Below are 20,647 nucleotides of genomic sequence, written 5' to 3'. Positions count from 1 at the left end.
CATCGCTCAACGGATAAAAGGTACTCCGGGGATAACAGGCTGATACCGCCCAAGAGTTCATATCGACGGCGGTGTTTGGCACCTCGATGTCGGCTCATCACATCCTGGGGCTGAAGTAGGTCCCAAGGGTACGGCTGTTCGCCGTTTAAAGTGGTACGCGAGCTGGGTTTAGAACGTCGTGAGACAGTTCGGTCCCTATCTGCCATGGGCGTAGGAAAATTGAGAGGGTTTGCTTCTAGTACGAGAGGACCGAAGTGAACGCACCGCTGGTGTTCGGGTTGTGATGCCAATTGCATTGCCCGGTAGCTACGTGCGGAATAGATAAGTGCTGAAAGCATCTAAGCACGAAACTAGCCTCGAGATGAGTTTTCCCTGAAGAGATTCAGTAAGGTCCGTTTGAGACTAAGACGTAGATAGGTCAGGTGTGTAAGTGTAGTGATACATTGAGCTAACTGATACTAATGAACCGAGAGTCTTAACCTTACAACTCGGAGTTGTTTTGGGATACGCGAAGTTGAGATTAAGAAATCATCGAAAGATGGTTAAAGATTAATAAAACAGTTTGTTCCGGATTGAGCGATTGGTGAAGATATGTGATAATCATCATCAGTTGAAAAAGAGAAGACAGAATATGTCTGGCGGTAATAGCGCGGTGGTCCCACCTGACCCCATGCCGAACTCAGAAGTGAAACGCCGTAGTGCCGATGGTAGTGTGGGTATTACCCATGTGAGAGTAGGGTGCCGCCAGACTTTTAAATTAGAGCGAGAGCCCAGCAGCAATGCTGGGCTTTTTTGCATTCTAAGGTTATTTAATTCTTCTGAGGATAGAATGAGTTCATTAATCGCTTTTAATAAACCATTTAATGTCGTGACACAGTTTTCTGCTCATGAAAAATATCAGACATTAAAAGATTATATATCCATGCCTAGATTTTATCCTGCTGGTCGTTTAGATACTGACAGTGAAGGATTATTATTACTGACCAATGATGGTAAATTGCAGTCTAAAATTAGTTCTCCAAAATTTAAATTATCTAAAACCTATTGGGTACAAGTTGAAGGGTTAATTGATAAGCAAGCGATTGATAAATTAATCAGTGGTGTACAATTAAAGGAATTTCACACCGCACCTGCAATCGTGGATTTTTTGGAAGAGCCTATTAATTTGTGGCAACGAGTCCCACCTATTCGAGAACGCAAAACAATTCCCACTTCATGGATAAGTATTACTATAACAGAAGGAAAAAATCGACAAGTTAGAAGAATGTGTGCCGCCGTTGGATTTCCTTGCTTACGTTTAATTCGAGTTCAGATTGGCAAGTATAATTTATTTACTCACAACCTACCCCAAGGCGAATGGCGATCTATTACTCTCAACGATCTTTATATTAAATAATTAAATTTAATTCACGATCCTTAAAAGATTCAAGGATCAAATAGATCAATAATATGACTCTCTTTGATCGAATACGTTGGGCTTTATAATAAAATAAGATAAAATGATCATTGATATTGATCATGGGATAAGTTATTTATGATTGAACAAAAAAAAGAAGGTTTTTTTTCTCGTTTAAAAAAAGGTCTTTTTAAAACTAAACAAAATATAGGATCTGGTTTTCTTAGCTTATTTAAAGGAAAAAAGATTGATGATCAACTGTTTGAAGAATTAGAAGAGCAATTGATCATTGCTGATGTTGGTTTCGATACCACACAAAAATTAATAAGCACATTAACACAACAAGCTTCAAGAAAAGAATTAAAAGATGCTGATGCATTACATGATTTATTAAAAAATGAAATGAAATCTATTTTAGATGGTGCTCAACAACCTCTAAATATAGAAAGTCATAAACCTTTTGTTATATTGATGGTTGGTGTAAACGGTGTTGGAAAAACGACGACAATTGGCAAATTAGCTCGTCAATTTCAACAACAAGGTAAATCAGTTATGCTTGCAGCTGGCGATACTTTTCGCGCTGCTGCTGTTGAACAATTACAGGTTTGGGGTGAACGTAATAATATCCCAGTAATTGCACAACACATTAATGCTGATTCTGCATCGGTAATTTTTGATGCCATTCAAGCTGCAAAAGCGAAAAATATTGATGTATTAATTGCTGATACTGCAGGACGTTTGCAAAATAAATCACATCTGATGGATGAATTAAAAAAGATTGTACGAGTAATTAAAAAACAAGATGAAACTGCTCCTCACGAAATCATGTTAACAATAGATGCTGGAACAGGCCAAAATGCTATTAGCCAAACTAAATTATTTAATGAAGCTGTTGGTGTAACAGGGATGACATTGACTAAATTAGATGGTACTGCGAAAGGTGGTATTATATTCAGCATTGCTGATCAGTTTAATATTCCAATCCGTTATATCGGTGTCGGTGAAAAAATAAAAGACCTAAGACCATTTGTTGCTGATGATTTTATTAACGCACTGTTTGATGAAGCAGAAGAATAGAGATAAATCATGATTCGATTTGAACGTGTTAGTAAAGTTTATTCTGGTGGAAAGCCAGCTTTGCAAAATATAACATTTACTTTATCGCAAGGGGAAATGGCTTTCTTAACAGGCCATTCAGGTGCAGGTAAAAGCACATTAATGCGTTTGATTTGTGGTTTAGAAAAAGCGAATGATGGTAAAGTATTACTTAATGGTGTTGATGTTTCTCGTTTAAAAAAACATCAAGTGCCGTTTTTGCGTCGTACAATAGGTATGATATTTCAAGATCACCAATTATTATTAGATCATACTGTTTATGAGAATGTGGCTTTTCCATTAATCATTTTAGGAAAGCCAGCCGAAGAAATTAAAAGACGAGTTTCAGCAGCATTAGATAAAGTTGGATTGATTGATAAAATGAAATTTTATCCAATACAGTTATCTGGCGGGGAGCAGCAACGCGTAGGAATAGCTCGAGCTATTGTTAATCGCCCAACCGTATTACTTGCTGATGAACCTACTGGTAATTTAGATGATAAACTTTCAAAAGATATATTGAAATTATTTGAAGAGTTTAACCAGACTGGTGTAACTGTACTGATGGCAACGCATAACATGGGGCTTATTCGTCGAAAACACCATCGAATACTCAATTTAAATCAAGGACGTTTAGAGGTTAAAAGTTGATGATAAAGGACAAGATTAAACCATCTAAACAAAAAAAGAATAATAGCTTTTTAGGGCGTTGGAAAAGGCAGATTGGCTATGCATGGCATAATGTATTTAACTATTTTTATCAAAATATATTTGCCTCTTTGCTGACTATTTTTGTTATTGCTATTTCAATTACTTTACCGACAATAGGCTATTTACTATTGAAAAATGCAAATCAAGCAGCAGAGCAATGGTATCCAACTCCTAACGTAACAGTTTATATAAACAAAACACTAACGCCAGAGCAAACTAATAATTTAATTGACCAATTTAAAACGATTCCTGAAGTTCAAAATGTGACTTATCTTTCTCGAGATGAAACACGCGATGAATTCAAAACTTGGTCAGGATTTGATGATGCACTTGATTTACTTGCTGACAATCCATTGCCTGCAGTTGCTATCATTTTTCCAGTTGAAGAAGCTAAACAAACTAATAAATTACACAATCTACAAGCACAATTGCGAAATATAGATGGTGTCGATGATGTACAGCTTGATGACAGCTGGTTTACGCGATTAACGGCATTAACCAATATGGTCAAATCAATAGTATGGACGATTTCAATCTTTATGATCATTGCTGTGTCACTGGTTATTGGGAACAGCATTCGGTTAAATATATTTGCTCGCAGGCAAACGATTACGGTTATGCAATTGATTGGGGCAACGGAAGGCTTTATTTTACGACCATTTTTATATAATGGTATTTTTACTGGATTAATTAGTGCTATTTTGGCTTTGGTTCTATCGAAAGTATTTATCCTTCAAATAGATTCAACCATGTTGCATGTATCGGATGTTTTTGGAACAATAGTTAATATAAATGGTCTTTCATGGGATGAAAGCTTATTAATTATTTTATTCTCGATGATTATAGGTTGGTTTTCAGCATTTATTGCTACTAAAAAGTATTTGAATAAAATGGTTATAGCTTCATAATGGTGGATTAAATATTTGCCATTTTTACCAGATCCTACATAATAAAAATTATGATAAAAATGTGAACTAAATCACATTTTAGTGGTCTAAATTAAAAGAAAGAATTTAACTTGTTACACAAGTAAGATGTAACAAAATTAGTCTAATTTAAGGGGGGAATTAAATGAGTACTGATTTAAAAATGCAAGCAGGTGCTTTAATCCCACAAGGAAATATTGAATCATATCTTCGTATGATAAATACTTATCCGATGCTAACAGCTGAGGAAGAAAAGTCTCTAGGTGAAAGACTTTATTATCATGATGATGTTGATGCAGCAAGACAATTAATTTTGTCTCATTTACGCTTTGTTGCGCATATTGCGCGTGGATATTCTGGTTACGGTCTACCACAAGCTGATTTGATTCAAGAAGGTAACATTGGTTTAATGAAAGCGGTACGTCGTTTTAATCCAGGAATGGGAGTACGTTTAGTCTCTTTTGCGGTACACTGGATAAAAGCTGAAATTCACGAATACGTACTAAAAAACTGGCGTATTGTAAAAGTCGCAACCACTAAAGCGCAAAGAAAATTATTTTTTAATTTGAGAAAAAACAAACAACGTTTAGGTTGGTTTAATAGTGCTGAAGTTGATATGGTTGCTGATGAGCTTGGCGTAAGTCGTAAAGATGTACTAGAGATGGAATCACGAATGTCAGCGCAAGATATGTCATTTGATATTGATAGTGATGACGATGATAATTCAATTGTTGCTCCTGCGCTTTATTTAGAAGATGTTAATTCTGATTTTTCTAAATCAATTGAAAATGACAATTGGGAAAATGATGCAACTGATAAATTACATGATGCATTATCTCAATTAGACGAGCGTAGCCAAGATATTATTAAAGCGCGTTGGTTAGATGCTGATGATAGCAAATCAACATTGCAGGTTTTGGCTGATAAATATAGTGTTTCGGCTGAGCGTATACGCCAACTCGAAAAAAATGCAATGAAAAAACTACGTGTTGCTATTGAAGTATAAATAATTAGTTAATTTTTTGAAGCCTTGCCGTTAAACAGCAAGGCTTTTTTATAATCACAAATAAGTGAATAGCAATAAATTATTATCGTTTTATTTTAATAAATTGTTGTTTTTTATTTCCCTCAGCTTATACTTTATTTGGTAAATTTAACCAAAAGGAAATAAAAATGAACACAGATATAGCTAAAAATCAGACTCGCTTAAATCAATATTGTAAATTGATGTCAGTATTAATTTTGATCCCTATCTTATGTATGCTGATTGGAACGATATTGCCTTTGTTATTTTACTTTTTTGATAAGAACAATATTGGGTTTGGATCGGATGGATATTCTTTTTTCATGTCCACTACAATGGATGATAGCATCGACATTTCTACAGGCCTAAACTTTTGGCAAGCTGCCTTAGCAACACTTATTGATACCGGCAGAATTGTTATTTTAATTTATGCTTTTAATCAACTACGATTAATGCTGGTTAATTTTGCGCAAGCGGACTATTTTTCCGTTAAATCAACAAAATACTGTTATAACTTTGGTAAATTTTTGGTGATTTGGGCGGTAATGGGCGTACTTTCAGAACCGGTAATAACGGCAATATTAAGTTACAATCAACCAGAGCGTTATTTTACGGTAGCGTTTACTAGCGAAGATTTTATGACACTGCTTTTAGCAATCAGTATTATGCTAGTTGGTCAGATCTTAAAAAAAGCCAGTCAGATCGCTGAAGAAAATAGACAGTTTATCTAAATATGGCATATAAATAATAACGTTGAGTACGATACAATGACACCTAGAAACCCATTTAATAGGATCTTAATGTGGCAATTATTATAAATTTAGATGTAATGCTGGCTAAATGCAAAGTTAAATCCAAAGACTTAGCAGCCGCAATCGGCATTACTGAACAAAATTTATCATTACTTAAGCAAGGTAAAGTAAAAGGATTCAGACTGGCAACCCTCGAGGCAATCTGTAAACACTTAGATTGCCAACCGGGCGATATACTGGAATATAGTGATAAAGAGTAAATGATTAACTTATTGCAAATAAGGCGGCTTTCTGGGCATGCAATAAAGCAGTATCAAAAAACGGCGTCAGGCAATCTGGATTAACAATCCAATTTCAGTGCAACCCAGTATAATGAAATCTGGAGAGACACCATGACCAAAAACAATTTCGGTGGTGCCCCGGCATGTATTTGCTCTGAAATGACGTATAAAAATAATGTAATTGTAAAATACGAAGTGAATGGAGAATTGATAACAAATGAAGAAAGCCAGTAAATATCTATTATTAATGCTAATTATGTGTTTTTCCGTTTCATGTTTTGCTGATCCCAAAGTAATTCATGTTGTTGTTGCATTATGTGATAATAAGTATCAAGGAATTGTACCCGTTCCAGCAGCAATCGGTAATGGTCAAGATCCAAAAAATAATCTTTATTGGGGGGCCGCCTATGGCTTTAAAACATTTTTTAGTAAACAAAAAGAATGGCAAGTAGTCCAAGTCAATAAACCTCAAGAGGGTAAAATATTAGAAGAGATTATCTATAAACATAAAAGCAAAGATGTTTATATTATTGCGCAAGCTTATGATGGTAAATATATTGATAATACGATTGATGATTTTATTAATTACTCAGCAGGCAAAAAACAATCAACATTTACCCTAGATAACAAAAAAATAATCGCTGGCGGTGGTAAAGCTAATTTAGTTGTTTACATTGGTCACAATGGTTTAATGGAATGGTCTTGGAGTAAATTCTTTGGTTATGAAACGAGTTGGGCGTCAAACTCAAAAGAAGAGAAAGAAAAGCAAAAATCGCGCTATGCGGCCGTTTTTGCTTGTAAAAGTCAAAAATATTTTTCCAAACCGTTATTAGCTACCGGAATTTCACCATTGATATTAACCATGCAGTATATGGCTCCGGAAGCGTATAGTGTGCACGCTATGATTGATAGTTGGTTAAATGGTGAAAGCAAAGCAAATGTAAGATCAAAAGTAGCTAGTGCTTATAGTAAGTATCAAAACTTAAAAAAACCTGCTATGAGCATGTTTACAACCGAATATAGCCAATAGCAAATCAATTAAACCTACCTAATTAGAAAGATAAGAAGTTAAGGTATGATGAAAGAAACGAAAATTGTTATTTTAACGGGTGCGGGTATTTCTGCGGAATCTGGACTATCGACATTCCGTGCACAAAATGGATTGTGGGAAGGGTATGATGTTAATGATGTTGCAACCTATGAAGGTTATAGTCGCGATCCCATTGCGGTCCATTCTTTCTATAATATGCTACGAAAAAAATTACAAAGCCCTGAGGTAAAACCAAACTTAGCGCATTTTGCTTTAGCTGAGCTTGAACATAAGCTCGGCAGTGAAAATGTATTAATTGTGACACAAAATGTTGATAATCTTCATGAGCGGGCGGGTTCTAAAAATATTATTCACATGCATGGCGAATTATTGAAAGTTCGTAATGAGCAAACCGGGCAAATTATTGATTGTCATCAAGATGTGGATTATGTAAAAAATAAGCTTATTCGTCCACACATAGTATGGTTTGGTGAAATCCCATTAGAGATGAATAAAATTTACCATGCGCTTTCACAAGCTGACTATTTTATTTCGATTGGTACATCGGGCAATGTTTACCCGGCAGCGGGTTTTGTAGAGGTTGCTAATCAATCGGGGGCAAAAACTGTTGAGCTCAATTTAGAGCCGAGTTTGGGGGAAAGTTTATTTCAAACCAAAATTTACGGCCCTGCAAGTAAAATTGTGCCTGAATTTGTAAAAACATTAAGCGTTAATTAATTAAGTTTCTTCAAATATTTTTTCGTATCTAAATTTTCCATTTGGCCTAGGATCCATTTTGCTTTTTTTTGCGTAAGTATATTTGGGTTTACCGGACTCCATTTTCTAGGATTAGGTAAAATTGCAGCCAGTAAACTAGCTTGCTCTTTGGTTAATTGCTTTGCACTGACACCAAAGTAGTGGCGTGAAGCGGCCTCAATACCAAAAATCCCTTCACCCCATTCAACACTATTTAAATAAATCTCAAGTGTCCGTTGCTTTGACCAAATAAGCTCAATCCAAACTGTGAACCATGATTCAACACCTTTGCGGATCCAATTTCGCGATGACCATAAAAAAATATTTTTCGCAACTTGCTGAGTGATGGTACTGGCGCCACGGATTTTTCTATTATTTTTATTATAATTTAACGCACGGTTTATAGCCTTAAAATCAAATCCCCAATGATTGGCAAATTGCTGATCTTCAGCAGCTATAACGGCAATCTTAATATTATCTGAAATTTGATCCCAATCTTTCCAAATTCGTTGTTGATTAATATTCCAGTTAGCGATCTTTCTTTCGACCATCAACATGGAACCCCAAGGATTAACCCAACGCATAAGCAGAATAAGAAAAACAGAGAAAAGCATTAATCCAATTAGGACTTTCTTGGCAATGCTTATAGTTTTTCTTAGTCGAAATTTCATAATGATAATATTAGTTAAAAAAACAGTTAAGTAAAATACGATATATTAACGGCAAAATAAATAATTATTTATAAAATTCACAATTTGCTCTGGTTGATTAATATCTAATACAGGTAAAGATGTTATTAACGGCTCATCGCTAGCAACAGCAATGGTAAAATCATCAATAAATAATGGTTTTTGACATTGTTTTAGATGACACATAATTTTAGGAATTTGTTCATCTTTAAATCCCTCAATTAATATCACATCAACATCGGTAAACCGATTAATAAGCGTTTTTAGATCTGCTGGGGTATCGGGTGTTTCTTCAATCAATGCGTAACGTTTATCGCAGGCAACAATAGTTTGTAATGCCCCCGATTTGCGTAGCTCATAACTATCTTTGCCAGGGATATCTAACTCAATATCATGATGGGCATGTTTTAATGAACCTACTTTAATATTTTGCAAAACCATTAACTGAATAATCTTTTTTAGCAAAGTGGTTTTACCACATCCACTATATCCAGTAATACCAATAATTTTTTTATTATTCATAGATTCTCAACAATAACGTGCTATATTTAAACGTAAATATTATTTTATACAAGATTAATGATATGTACGATTTTTTAAATGATTATAATCAAACAGTACACCCTAAATTGTTAGAAGAATTTATCAATATCAATAATAAAAAGTTGATTGGATATGGCTTAGATGATTGTTGTAATGATGCAATCGATCAGATTAGGAAAAGATTAAAATCCCCGAATGCAGACATACATTTTATGGCTGGTGGGACAATTACCAATTTAACAACCATTTCACATATACTAAAACCATATCAGGCTGTGATTGCAGCGGAAACCGGACACATCAATGTGCATGAAACGGGTGCAATTGAAGCCACAGGGCATAAGGTTGTAACGGTGAAAACTGAAGATGGAAAATTAACACCAGAATCAATACAACCTGTTTTAGATTATCATTGTGATGAGCATATGGTCCAACCAAAGCTCATATACATTTCCAACACTACCGAATTAGGTACCCTATATACCAAACAAGAGCTAAAAAAACTGTATCAATTTTGTCAAAAAAATCATTTATATCTTTATTTAGATGGTGCGCGTTTAGCTATGGCATTAGGCGCTAAAGATAATGACATTACTTTCCCTGATTTAGCCAAATATACCGATGTATTTTATATTGGTGGCACTAAAGTTGGTGGTTTTGCTGGTGAAGCGTTGGTATTTAACAATCATACTATTAATCGCGACTTCCGTTTTAATATGAAACAAAAAGGAGCAATATTAGCTAAAAGTTGGATTATAGCTGTACAATTTAAAGCGTTAATGCAAAATAACCTTTATCTTTCATTAGGCAAACATAGCAATATGATGGCTGAAAAACTTACAAACTTATTTGAAAATGAGGGATTCACCTTTGCAGCCAAACCACAAACCAACCAGCTGTTTGTCAATTTACCGAATCAATTAGCCAAAAAAATTACTTCACGTTATGCTGTGGATAATTTAGGGCAAAGTGATCCAAACCATATTTGTTTACGTTTTTGCACTTCGTGGTCAACACAAGAAGTTGAAATAGAAAATTTTGCTCAAGAATTAAAAAAATTGCTTAAAAAATGACAGTAAGTTTTTATCTATCAAACTGTTAATAATTAAAATATAAAAAAAGTTGAGGAACGGGGTTTTTAAACAAAAAAAATCAATAAGCTAACGCATAAAAAAGCTCGATTTGTGATTTATTTATTCGCCTCAATTACCAAATTGGCACTTTCTAGCATATCAACTGTATTAATATTGATAAAACTTGTAGGCGTATCGCTAAAATCAACAGCAGTTGCATGAATCTTATTTAAAAACAACATCAGTTTGCGATCACCGTTTTCCAAATATTTTTTTAGTTGAGTAATGACAGATTTATTGATTAATAAAATGGTTGGGTGATTATCCTTACCATCAAAAGGGAAAATAGCTTGATGAGTAGCTGAAAATTTTGCTAAACGAGCGAGCAAATCATGTGGTAAAAAAGGGGTATCACAACTAACAAATAAGTTCCAATCTGTATTGCTTCGTAATAAGCCACTATAGATTCCGGCAAGCGGCCCTAAAAATCCTGTTAAATCATCACCAAAAATAGGGTAGTTTAGCGAGCCATACTGATCATCATGCCGATTACAATTAATCATTATAAAATCGACTTGAGGTTTGATGCGATCAATTACATGTTGAAAAAGTGGTTTCCCAGCTAATAACATCAAGCCTTTATCCACACCATTCATGCGGTTACTCTGACCACCAGCTAAAATAATAGCAGTAATAGGCAGTTTTTCCATAAATTCTTTCTCTTTTACATTGCCAAAAAGCAAAATAACATTACTATATAGCAAAGTTATTTTTTAGACATAAAATATATTTGTTTATGAATCTTTTAAATGGACAATTTAAATTTAAAGCCGAGTATATACTAGAAGCTTATTAATATATAGATTGTAAAGTAAAGATTAACATAAAGGTTTATGTCATCATCTATCAACTTAGTTGAATAATTAAAAGGTAGTTATTATGAAATGTCATCGTATTGATGAGTTAATTGAGTTATTACAACCAGCTTGGGAAAATGATTCAGATCTCAATTTATTACAGCTTTTAGATAAATTGGGTAAAGAAGCTGGTTTTGATGGTAATTTAAAAGATCTTAGTGATGAAGTTTTAATTTATCATTTAAAAATGCGTAATTCAGATAAAAACGAAGCGATACCTGGATTAAAAAAAGATTATGAAGATGATTTTAAATCAGCAATATTAAAAGCTCGCGGAATTATTAAAGAATAAGGAGAATAAATTAAATGAAAAAAACGCTTATTGCTATTGGAGTATTATTAACTTCTATAACCTGTTTTGCGCAAGAAGCGCCAGCAGATAATAAAAATGATACTCAACCAGCTACAGCAAATGTTGCTGAGCAGTTAAAACCGATTGAACAAGGTGAACAATATGGTGTTTTACCATTTGAACCCTCTCCAGATAAAGAGGTTGTAGAGTTTTTCTCATTCAACTGCCCTAGCTGTTTTAAATTTGAAAGCGAATATCATGCAACAGACGCGATTGCTAAAGCTTTACCAAATGGTACTAAATTTAAACGTTATCATTTAGACAATTTTGGTCCGTTAGCTAAAGAGCTAGCTGAAGCATGGGCCGTGGCTAATGTATTAGGTATTGAAGATAAAGTGTCAGATGCACTTTATAAAGCTGTACAAACCGAGCGTAAATTAAAAACTGCTGATGATATTAAAGCTGTCTTTGCAGACTTAGGTGTTGATGCTGAACAGTTTGATAAAACCAAACAAAGTTTTTTAGTTAAAGCGTTTATGACACAACAAACTGAGGCCTATAACCAATTAAGACCTGAGTCAATTCCAACTGTTGTGGTTAATCGTAAGTTTTTTGTGAACTCGCGTGGTCTTAATACTAAAAATACCACTGATTATGTCAAAGATTATGCGAGAGTTACTGCCTACTTAGTGGATTTGGATCCGCATGTTAAGGTAGAAATTGATAAAAAAACTGAAAGTGAAGAACAAAATAATTAATTTTTAAACGGTTATTAACAAATTGTCATCCCTTTGCAGTTTATCGTGCAAAGGGATTTTATTTTAATAGCGCTTTTTATTCTCTTTCTAATGCATAAATTGGATCAAGTTTTGCGGCGCGTTTTGCTGGAAAATACCCAAAAATTATGCCAATTATACTTGAACAGCTAAAGGCAGCGATAATTGAAATGATTGAAAAACGCATTGCAAATGATGTGACAAAATAATTAAAAATCCCACCGACCACAAATGATAATAAAATACCTAATGTTCCGCCGATCAAACACACTAATACCGCTTCGATTAAAAACTGTTGCAATATATCACTTGAGCGTGCTCCAACAGCCATGCGCACACCAATTTCTCGAGTTCTTTCGGTAACCGATACTAGCATGATATTCATTACCCCAATACCACCGACTAACAGTGATATAAATGCAATGGTTGAGATTAATAATGTTAACACCCAAGCCGAGGAATTAACCGTTTCACGGATACTATCTGAATTAAAGATAAAAAAGTCTTTAACACCATGCCGTTGTATCATGATTTTATTAATCGCTTGTTCAGCAACTGATAAATCAACATTATCATTAATCCGAACCGTAATACTTCTTAACGATGTTTGTCCAACCATGCGATTAATGACAGTGGTATAAGGTAACCAGATATTAAGACTCTCATTATTACCAAATCCCTGTTGTTGTTTGGTGGCAACACCAATTACTCTTACCGGCAATTGACCCACCATAAGAATTTTTCCAATTGGATTTTCATTCTTAAATAACTGTTTAACGGTATTTTCATCGATAACGGCATCTTGTGCTGATGATGCAACACTAGCTTGGTCAAAAGCTATGCCTTGGGTGATGTTATAACCACGAACGGCAAAAAATTGCTCTCCCACACCATTTACTGTACCAGTCATTGCCAAATTTTTGACTCGAAAATAGACTGATGTTGCCAGATTTGGGGTCGTGCTATGAACAAAATTCTGTTTCGCTAAAAAGTCAGCATCGGATGAGCGTAGGGTGGTAATTTTATCTGCATTACGATCCCCAAATCCGCTACCGGGATAAATCTCTAGCGTGCTTGTTCCTAATGAGTTTATATTCGAGAGTATTTTTTGTTTTGTGCCTTCTCCTAATGCAACCATGGAAACGACAGAGGCTATGCCAATGATGATACCAAGCATGGTTAGAAAAGTGCGTAATCGTTGAGAACGCATCGACAATATCGCCATATTAAAGGCGTCTCGAAAGCGATTGTATTTAGCTTGAAAGTTGTCTTGGGTTTTAGTGGTTTCGATCTGTTTAACTTGGCGATTATCTTTTTTTTCTTCTACCTGATAGTTAGGATTGATTGAATCTGAGATAATATTTCCGTCACTGATTTCAATAATTCGCTCTGCACTTTGGGCAATATTGCTATCATGCGTTACAATAATCACAGTATGCCCTTGTTTATGAAGTTCTCGCAAGATAGCCATAACTTCTAATCCGCTTTTACGGTCAAGTGCGCCTGTTGGTTCATCTGCTAAAATAACTTGTCCGCCATTTATTAAGGCTCGAGCAATACTGACACGCTGTTGTTGACCTCCCGATAATTGGCTGGGTTTATTATTAATTTTATCTTCAAGCCCTAAACGCGTTAATATTTCAATAGCTCGTTTTTTTCGTTGTTCATTAGTGATTCCTGCATAAATGGCGGGAATTTCAACGTTACCTTGTGCAGTTAAGGCGCTTAATAAATGATAGCGTTGAAAGATAAATCCAAAATGTTCTCGACGTAATTCAGCTAATTCATCGGGTGATAATTTATTGGTGGTTCGACCTCCAATTGTATAGACTCCCGAGCTTGGTTTATCTAAACAACCTAAAATATTCATTAACGTCGATTTGCCTGAGCCAGATGCACCAATAATGGCAACCATTTCACCGGCATTAATCGTTAAATTGATATTTTTAAGCACTTGTATGGTTGAATCACCGGCTGGAAATTCACGAACAATATTTTCAAGTTTGATAAGTGGATTATTTGTCATATCAAAATCTTATCCTCGGCGTGCGTCCATTAGGATTAAATAATGCGCCATTGTTACTACCAATAATGACGACTTCACCTTCTTTAAGTCCCGATTTGATTTCCACATTGACATTATTATTGATACCTAGACTGACTTCTCGTTCTTCAACATTATTATGTTGATCAAGTAGATAAATAATCGCTTTATTATCTGCTAAATTTTTTTGAACAGCTTGGGATGGAATAGTCAGTACATTTTTCGCTTCAGCTAACACAATATATACTTGAGCTGTCATTGAAATACGTAAAAGATGATCAGGATTATCAACATCAAATAATCCATTGTAATAAATTGCGCTTTTGGAGGTAGATGATGAGCTTAACGTAGAGTTTTCGCTATTAATTGAGTCAGGTGCAGGCTCAATCGATCTTAATGTTAATCCCTCAAACCGCTTGTTTGGTTGTCCTAATATAGTGAAATAAACGGGCATACCTTTTTTAACACCAATAACATCGGCTTCCGAAATTTGTGCTTCAATGGTCATTTTATCCAATTGAGCGACTTTAACGATAGTCGGAGCACTTTGTACCGAGTTTACCGTTTGCCCTTGGTCGACTGGAATGGCAACAATAACACCATCAATTGGTGAGCGTATTTTGGTATAACCTAAATTAACTTTTGCAGTATCAACCGCCACTTGAGCGCTAACAATATCTGCATCAAGCGCTGCAATATCAGCTTTGATTGCATCAAGATCGGCTTTTGCTGAATCTAAATCTGATTGGACACCAACCCCTTTTTTAACCAGTTTTAATTGGCGTTCATAAGTTAGTTGATAGTTAACTAATTTTGCTTGCTTAGATGTACGCTGAGCTTCCAAGCTGTTTAATTTTGCTTCAGATTGTTTGAGATCGTTACTTTGTTTAAGATCATCAATCTCAGCAATCATATCTCCCTGCTTAACTTCATCGCCAAGTTCAACATACAATTTTTTGATTTGTCCAGAAACTTGTGCACCAACACTAACTTGTTTAAAAGCGCTTATAGTGCCATCAGCAAGAACCGTTTTCTCAACATTTCCTTTCGTTACGGGCGACGTAATATAATTAACGGCCTGCTCTGAAGGAAAAAAAATTAATTTTCCTAAATAAAGCACAACTAAAGTGGCAATAAAGATAACGATATATTTGAATCTAAAGAATTTTGCCAATTTTTCATCCTTTCGTTTTTGTTATTTTTTGAGCATTGTATCGTATTAATTTCATTTGCAATGATAACTAAAGATAATAAATTGTAATTTTTATGAAAATTTTTAACTGTATTAAAGATATTTCTGAATTGATAGAAAAAATCACCTTTCTTTCAATATGTACTTAAAAATTTAATTATAAATATCATTAGATAATCATACATAGGAATACCTGTTTATTGCACAAAAAAAGTAGGCAATTCCTAATTAACTTACTAATAAAAATTAGTGAAGCTTTGAGCCGTTCCTTTGTTCAATTTACTAATAAAACTATTTTCGCGTCAAGCTGATAAGTTTCTAAAATAATTCTAAAATTCCAATAACTATTTAGGTGGATAATCTGATTAGGAACACTTATTTTGATATGCATTAGGCGTTAATTTCCAAATTTATGCAATTTTAGACCTTCAAAAACCCCGTTCCTCAAAATTTTTTGCAAAAGTTTTGTCAATACTCAATGTAAATGTAGATCCGTATTAGGATTTATTTAGGATTGCGTTATAATGGCGCAAATTTTTTATTCGTTAAAGATATTGTAGCAATGGCGTTAAAAATAACTGATAAGTGTATTAATTGTGATATGTGTGAACCTGAATGTCCAAATGAGGCCATTTCAATGGGGTTCGATACTTATGAAATTGATCCAAATAAATGCACTGAGTGTGTCGGTTATTATGATCATTCTACCTGTCAACGCGTCTGTCCAATTCAAAATGCGATTATTGCTGATCCAGAGCATGTTGAAACTCAAGACGAATTATTGCAAAAATTTAAGCAACTAACACACTCTTCTTAATCAGTTGTTTTAACTTCTATACGTAACTCTTTGGGAATTTCAAAAGTAATATTTTCTGAAATACCTTCGGTTTCAATCATTGATGTACAACCTAAACTTTTTAGATGCTCAATAACTTGTTTAACTAAAATTTCTGGGGCAGAAGCGCCAGCGGTGACACCAATAGTTTGAGCATTTTCTAGCCATTTAAGATTGATGTCTGAGGCGTAGTCGATTAAGTAGGCATTTTTGCTGTTTCGTCTTGCAAGCTCTGCTAATCGACTGGAGTTTGATGAATTTTTAGATCCAACCACTAAGACAATATCGGCTTGAGATGATAACTGCTTAACTGCTTGTTGGCGGTTAGTGGTGGCATAACAAATATCGTTTTTACGAGGGCTACGAATATTGGGAAATCGATTTTTTAACGCTTCAATGATTTCTGCGGTATCATCAACCGATAAGGTTGTTTGTGTTGTAAAACAGAGATGATTGTCATTTTTTACTTGCAAGTTTTGTACATCTTTAATTGACTCGACTAAATAGATTCCACCTGCTGGATTACTATATTGTCCCATCGTGCCATCTACTTCAATATGGCCAGCATGACCAATAAGAATAACCTCTTCACCTCGATAGCTTGCTCTGGCGACTTCCATATGAACTTTAGTTACTAAAGGGCATGTTGCATCGAATATTCGTAGCTGGCGACGTTTGGCTTCATCACGAACTGTTTTAGATACCCCATGGGCAGAAAAAATAAGGATACTGTCATCTGGGACATCATTGAGATCTTCGATAAATATTGCGCCAAGTTCTTTAAGACGGTTAACTACGTAGCGATTATGTACAACTTCATGGCGAACATAAACAGGAGCACCAAATAGCTCAAGCGCGCGTTCAACGATAGTAATAGCTCGATCTACTCCAGCACAAAAGCCACGAGGATTAGCGAGTATAATCTGCATATTAGTCAGTCTTTTTAGTATAATTGCTTAGGATGTAAAATCCAATACCTAAACAAATCGCACAATCAGCAATATTAAAAGTTGGGTAGTGCCAATCACCAAAATTGACATCTAGAAAGTCGACAACAAATCCATGGTAAAGACGGTCAAATAGGTTTCCTAATGCACCACCTAAAATTAATGCTAATGAAAAATTTTCTAATTTTTGCTTATGGTTACTACGATATAACATATAAACAATTACGACACTAACAGCAAAAGCTACGGCAGCAAGTATCCATCGTTGACCTTCAAAAATACTGAAAGCTGCGCCAATATTATGTACATAGGTGATAGAGAAGAAGGGTAAAAGATTTACAGATTCAAATAAGTAAAAATTATTTATAATCCAGAATTTACTTGCGATATCGATAATAAAAACTACAACCGCAAATAATAACCAGTGCAGTCCGTTATCTTTTTTCATATAGTTTATGCTCTTTATTATAATACCGCCGACAATCGTCGGCGGTAAGTGTTCTTAATTGCTATAAAATTATTTTTATAGCCCTATTTATTTTTATATCACTTAGGCAAAATGTCTAACTTCACCATTACCATGAATGTTTTGTTCACAACGTTTACATAAGTGAGTGGTTGGGTTGTTATCAACTGTAAAATGCCAGCAACGAGGACATTTATCGCCTTGTGCTTTAGCAAGTTCAATTTTAAGACCTTGAATATCACTTTGTACCGTATGTTGTGGTGCATTTTCTAAAGGTTTCACCGTCGCTTGTGAAGTCAGTAATACAAAGCGTAATTCGTTTTCTAATTTAGCGAGTGCCGTTGCTATTTCGCTATTAGCATAAAGGGTTACCGCTGCTTCAAGTGATCCCCCGATAACTTTATCATTACGGCCTTGTTCTAAAACTTTATTAACTTCACTTCGAATAGCTAAGATTTGAGCCCAATAAGCACTGTTTAATGTTTCACTATCTGATAAGGTAAATAGCAAGGTATACCATTCATCTTCAAATACAAATTCAGATTTTTCAGAAGCAGGTAGATATTGCCAAATTTCATCAGCAGTGAATGATAAAACTGGTGCAATCCAACGAACCATCGCTTGAGCGATATGATATAACGCAGTTTGACAACTATGGCGCGCAACACTATCGCTTTTTGCTGTATATTGACGATCTTTGATAATATCTAAATAGAATGAGCCCATTTCGATTGAGCAAAATTGCATAATACGTTGTACGACTCTATGGAAATCGTAGTTTTCATAAGCTTGAATGATTTGCTCTTGAGCTTCTTTAGCTATACTGACAGCCCAACGATCAAGTACTACCATATCTTCTGGTTTAACCATATCTTTAGCTGGATCAAAACCATTTAAGTTAGCCAGTAAGAAGCGTGCGGTATTACGAATACGACGGTAGCTATCGGCTGCACGTTTAATGATTTCATCTGAATAACTCATTTCGCCTGAATAATCAGTCGATGCAATCCACAAACGTAAAATATCTGCCCCAAGTTTATTCATCACTTCTTGTGGTGTCACAATGTTACCGAGTGATTTAGACATCTTACGTCCTTGTCCATCGACCACAAAACCGTGAGTTAATACTTGTTTATACGGTGCTTTGTTATCAATTGCCGTTGATAGCATTAATGAAGACATAAACCAACCACGATGCTGATCTGAACCTTCTAAGTACATATCGGCTTCGTGCCCTGCAAATTCAGGACGCACGCCAACCACTGAGTAGAATGTTGAGCCTGAATCAAACCATACATCTAGTGTATCGGGTACTTTACGATAATCATCAGCATCAGGACCTAATAAATCTTTAATATCGGCATCCCACCATGCTTGAATACCGTTTTGTTCAACCAATTTAGCCACTTTCTCAACTAGTTGTAGTGTGTCTGGATGTAACTCTTCAGTTTCTTTATGCACAAATAGCGTCATAGGCACGCCCCATGTGCGTTGACGTGAAATACACCAATCAGGACGGTTCGCTACCATAGTTTCAATTCGAGCTTGTCCCCAATCTGGAATCCAACGAACTTGTTTGATCTCTTTTAGTGATTGAGCACGTAAACCTTGTTTATCCATACTGATAAACCATTGTGGTGTTGCACGGTAGATAACAGGCGTTTTATGTCGCCAGCAACAAGGATAGCTATGTTCAATATTTTCAAAGTGTAGTAAAGCATTGCGTTCTTTTAATAGTTCAACTACCACTTTATTGGCTTTGAAAACAAATAAACCATCTAAACCAACACCTGTTCCAGGTAAATAACAGCCATTGCCACCAACTGGGTTAGCAACTTCAAGCCCATATTTTTGACCAACTAAAAAGTCTTCAACACCGTGACCAGGTGCCGTGTGCACTGCACCTGTACCTGCGTCAACTGTCACATGTTCACCAAGTACAATTGGTTCATCAAACTCAAGGAAAGGATGTTTAAAGCGTAATAGCTCAAGCGCATCACCTTTACAGCTGCCAAGTACTTTCCATTCTGAAATTTCGGCACGTTTCATGACTGATTCGACCAGATCAGCGGCTAAAATTAAGCATTCTTTATCGTTTATTTGTACTAGTTGATACTCAAATTCAGCATTTAAGGCAATACCTCGGCTGGCAGGTAATGTCCAAGGTGTTGTCGTCCAAATCACGGCATAAATAGTTAGGTCGGTATTAACACCAAATTTACTTGCAACAGCTTGGTTATCTACGGCTTTGAATTTTACATCTATTGCGGGCGATGATTTATCATAATATTCGACTTCAGCTTCCGCTAAAGCTGACATACAATCTGTACACCAATAAACTGGTTTAGCACCTTTGACTAAATGCCCATTTTGAATCACTCTACCTAAAGCACGAATAATATTCGCTTCAGTATCATAGTCCATTGTACGGTATGGATTTTGCCAATCCCCAAGCACACCCATGCGAATAAAATCAGCTTTTTGTAGTTCAACTTGTGAAGCAGCATAATCGCGACAAATTTGGCGAAACTCAGCTGGTGTTACTTTTACACCTGGTTTACCGACTTGCTCCTCGACTTTTTGTTCAATCGGCAAACCATGACAATCCCATCCTGGAATATATGGGGAGTCATAACCACTTAAGCCTTTTGATTTGATAATAATGTCTTTAATTATTTTATTAACGGCATGACCAATATGAAGTTTTCCGTTTGCATAAGGAGGGCCATCATGCAGAATAAAAGCTTTTTTGCCTTTTTTCCCTTGACGGATTTTGCGATAAAGTTCTTTATCGTACCAATTTTGCAACATCGCCGGTTCACGTTTAGCAAGATCACCTCGCATAGGGAATCCGGTTTCCGGTAAATTCAATGTGTTTTTATAGTCTGTCATGCTGATTTAT

20 protein-coding genes, 2 rRNA genes and 1 pseudogene are annotated in these 20,647 nt (G+C 35.3%); 15 read left to right on the top strand and 8 right to left on the bottom strand.

Annotated elements, in window-relative coordinates:
* The 11 genes and pseudogenes from A9G08_RS11460 to cobB all read left to right on the top strand — a co-directional run.
* Positions 1-483 (top strand): 23S ribosomal RNA (locus A9G08_RS11460); the annotation flags it as partial.
* A 151-nt stretch (positions 484-634) separates the two neighbouring features.
* Positions 635-750 (top strand): 5S ribosomal RNA (gene rrf / locus A9G08_RS11455).
* Between the two features lie 79 nt (positions 751-829).
* Positions 830-1,396, top strand: a complete 567-nt coding sequence (locus A9G08_RS11450) for a pseudouridine synthase (protein WP_065563844.1) — start codon at positions 830-832, stop codon at positions 1,394-1,396.
* Between the two features lie 153 nt (positions 1,397-1,549).
* A pseudogene (ftsY, locus tag A9G08_RS11445) lies at positions 1,550-2,473 on the top strand (signal recognition particle-docking protein FtsY); the annotation flags it as partial.
* A 9-nt stretch (positions 2,474-2,482) separates the two neighbouring features.
* The gene (gene ftsE, locus A9G08_RS11440) at positions 2,483-3,142 is read left to right on the top strand and encodes a cell division ATP-binding protein FtsE (protein WP_065563843.1); all 660 of its coding nucleotides are present in this window, start codon (positions 2,483-2,485) and stop codon (positions 3,140-3,142) included.
* Complete coding sequence (gene ftsX, locus A9G08_RS11435) at positions 3,142-4,110, top strand: permease-like cell division protein FtsX (RefSeq protein WP_065563842.1); 969 nt, start codon at positions 3,142-3,144, stop codon at positions 4,108-4,110. The genes ftsE and ftsX overlap by 1 nt, the downstream gene beginning before the upstream one ends.
* 163 nt (positions 4,111-4,273) lie before the next feature.
* Positions 4,274-5,134: an RNA polymerase sigma factor RpoH gene (rpoH, locus tag A9G08_RS11430; RefSeq protein WP_065563841.1), complete on the top strand. Its 861-nt coding sequence runs from the start codon at positions 4,274-4,276 to the stop codon at positions 5,132-5,134.
* Positions 5,135-5,301: 167 nt separating this feature from the next.
* Entirely contained in the window at positions 5,302-5,883 is a 582-nt protein-coding gene (locus tag A9G08_RS11425) for a DUF2975 domain-containing protein (protein WP_065563840.1), read from the top strand.
* Between the two features lie 71 nt (positions 5,884-5,954).
* The gene (locus A9G08_RS11420; protein WP_065563839.1) at positions 5,955-6,164 is read left to right on the top strand and encodes a helix-turn-helix domain-containing protein; all 210 of its coding nucleotides are present in this window, start codon (positions 5,955-5,957) and stop codon (positions 6,162-6,164) included.
* Positions 6,165-6,402: 238 nt separating this feature from the next.
* On the top strand, positions 6,403-7,215 hold the full coding sequence (locus tag A9G08_RS11415) for a hypothetical protein (RefSeq protein WP_065563838.1): 813 nt from the start codon (positions 6,403-6,405) through the stop codon (positions 7,213-7,215).
* A 45-nt stretch (positions 7,216-7,260) separates the two neighbouring features.
* On the top strand, positions 7,261-7,953 hold the full coding sequence (gene cobB, locus A9G08_RS11410; RefSeq protein WP_065563837.1) for a Sir2 family NAD+-dependent deacetylase: 693 nt from the start codon (positions 7,261-7,263) through the stop codon (positions 7,951-7,953).
* Here the strand turns inward: cobB and mtgA are convergent.
* Together mtgA and mobB are read right to left on the bottom strand one after the other, a co-directional pair.
* Positions 7,950-8,642 carry a monofunctional biosynthetic peptidoglycan transglycosylase gene (mtgA, locus tag A9G08_RS11405; protein ID WP_065563836.1) on the bottom strand — a complete coding sequence of 231 codons (693 nt, stop codon included), beginning with the start codon at positions 8,640-8,642 and terminating at the stop codon, positions 7,950-7,952. The two genes, cobB and mtgA, sit on opposite strands and share 4 nt — an antisense overlap.
* Positions 8,643-8,687: 45 nt before the next feature.
* Entirely contained in the window at positions 8,688-9,182 is a 495-nt protein-coding gene (gene mobB, locus A9G08_RS11400) for a molybdopterin-guanine dinucleotide biosynthesis protein B (protein ID WP_065563835.1), read from the bottom strand.
* Between the two features lie 62 nt (positions 9,183-9,244).
* On the opposite strand from mobB, the gene A9G08_RS11395 reads away from it, so the two are divergent.
* Positions 9,245-10,276, top strand: a complete 1,032-nt coding sequence (locus A9G08_RS11395) for a threonine aldolase family protein (RefSeq protein WP_065563834.1) — start codon at positions 9,245-9,247, stop codon at positions 10,274-10,276.
* A 116-nt stretch (positions 10,277-10,392) separates the two neighbouring features.
* Here A9G08_RS11395 and mobA read toward each other — a convergent pair whose 3' ends face one another.
* Positions 10,393-10,986 carry a molybdenum cofactor guanylyltransferase MobA gene (gene mobA / locus A9G08_RS11390; protein ID WP_065563833.1) on the bottom strand — a complete coding sequence of 198 codons (594 nt, stop codon included), beginning with the start codon at positions 10,984-10,986 and terminating at the stop codon, positions 10,393-10,395.
* A gap of 229 nt (positions 10,987-11,215) precedes the next feature.
* On the opposite strand from mobA, the gene A9G08_RS11385 reads away from it, so the two are divergent.
* Both A9G08_RS11385 and A9G08_RS11380 read left to right on the top strand, forming a co-directional pair.
* Positions 11,216-11,485, top strand: coding sequence for a YihD family protein (locus A9G08_RS11385; protein WP_065563832.1), 270 nt, complete (start codon positions 11,216-11,218; stop codon positions 11,483-11,485).
* 14 nt (positions 11,486-11,499) lie between these two features.
* The gene (locus A9G08_RS11380; protein WP_065563831.1) at positions 11,500-12,243 is read left to right on the top strand and encodes a DsbA family protein; all 744 of its coding nucleotides are present in this window, start codon (positions 11,500-11,502) and stop codon (positions 12,241-12,243) included.
* 76 nt (positions 12,244-12,319) lie between these two features.
* Here the strand turns inward: A9G08_RS11380 and A9G08_RS11375 are convergent, their stop codons facing one another.
* Both A9G08_RS11375 and A9G08_RS11370 read right to left on the bottom strand, forming a co-directional pair.
* Positions 12,320-14,287 (bottom strand): MacB family efflux pump subunit, encoded by a 1,968-nt coding sequence (locus A9G08_RS11375; protein ID WP_065563830.1) that lies wholly within the window; start codon positions 14,285-14,287, stop codon positions 12,320-12,322.
* Between the two features lies 1 nt (position 14,288).
* Positions 14,289-15,479: an efflux RND transporter periplasmic adaptor subunit gene (locus A9G08_RS11370; RefSeq protein WP_081299584.1), complete on the bottom strand. Its 1,191-nt coding sequence runs from the start codon at positions 15,477-15,479 to the stop codon at positions 14,289-14,291.
* A gap of 580 nt (positions 15,480-16,059) precedes the next feature.
* Between A9G08_RS11370 and A9G08_RS11365 the strand changes: the two genes are divergently transcribed.
* Positions 16,060-16,314 carry a YfhL family 4Fe-4S dicluster ferredoxin gene (locus A9G08_RS11365; protein ID WP_065563848.1) on the top strand — a complete coding sequence of 85 codons (255 nt, stop codon included), beginning with the start codon at positions 16,060-16,062 and terminating at the stop codon, positions 16,312-16,314.
* Here the strand turns inward: A9G08_RS11365 and ispH are convergent.
* From ispH to ileS, 3 genes are all read right to left on the bottom strand, one after another.
* The gene (ispH, locus tag A9G08_RS11360; RefSeq protein ID WP_065563829.1) at positions 16,311-17,261 is read right to left on the bottom strand and encodes a 4-hydroxy-3-methylbut-2-enyl diphosphate reductase; all 951 of its coding nucleotides are present in this window, start codon (positions 17,259-17,261) and stop codon (positions 16,311-16,313) included. The genes A9G08_RS11365 and ispH overlap by 4 nt on opposite strands.
* A 1-nt stretch (position 17,262) precedes the next feature.
* The gene (lspA, locus tag A9G08_RS11355; protein ID WP_065563828.1) at positions 17,263-17,727 is read right to left on the bottom strand and encodes a signal peptidase II; all 465 of its coding nucleotides are present in this window, start codon (positions 17,725-17,727) and stop codon (positions 17,263-17,265) included.
* Positions 17,728-17,829: 102 nt separating this feature from the next.
* Positions 17,830-20,637, bottom strand: coding sequence for an isoleucine--tRNA ligase (ileS, locus tag A9G08_RS11350; protein ID WP_065563827.1), 2,808 nt, complete (start codon positions 20,635-20,637; stop codon positions 17,830-17,832).
* Positions 20,638-20,647 lie beyond the last annotated feature (10 nt).

The sequence above is a fragment of the Gilliamella sp. wkB195 genome, from assembly GCF_001690445.1.
In the GTDB taxonomy this organism is placed as follows: Bacteria; Pseudomonadota; Gammaproteobacteria; order Enterobacterales; family Orbaceae; genus Gilliamella; species Gilliamella apicola_E.
This window is presented reverse-complemented; position numbering and strand designations above follow the sequence as displayed.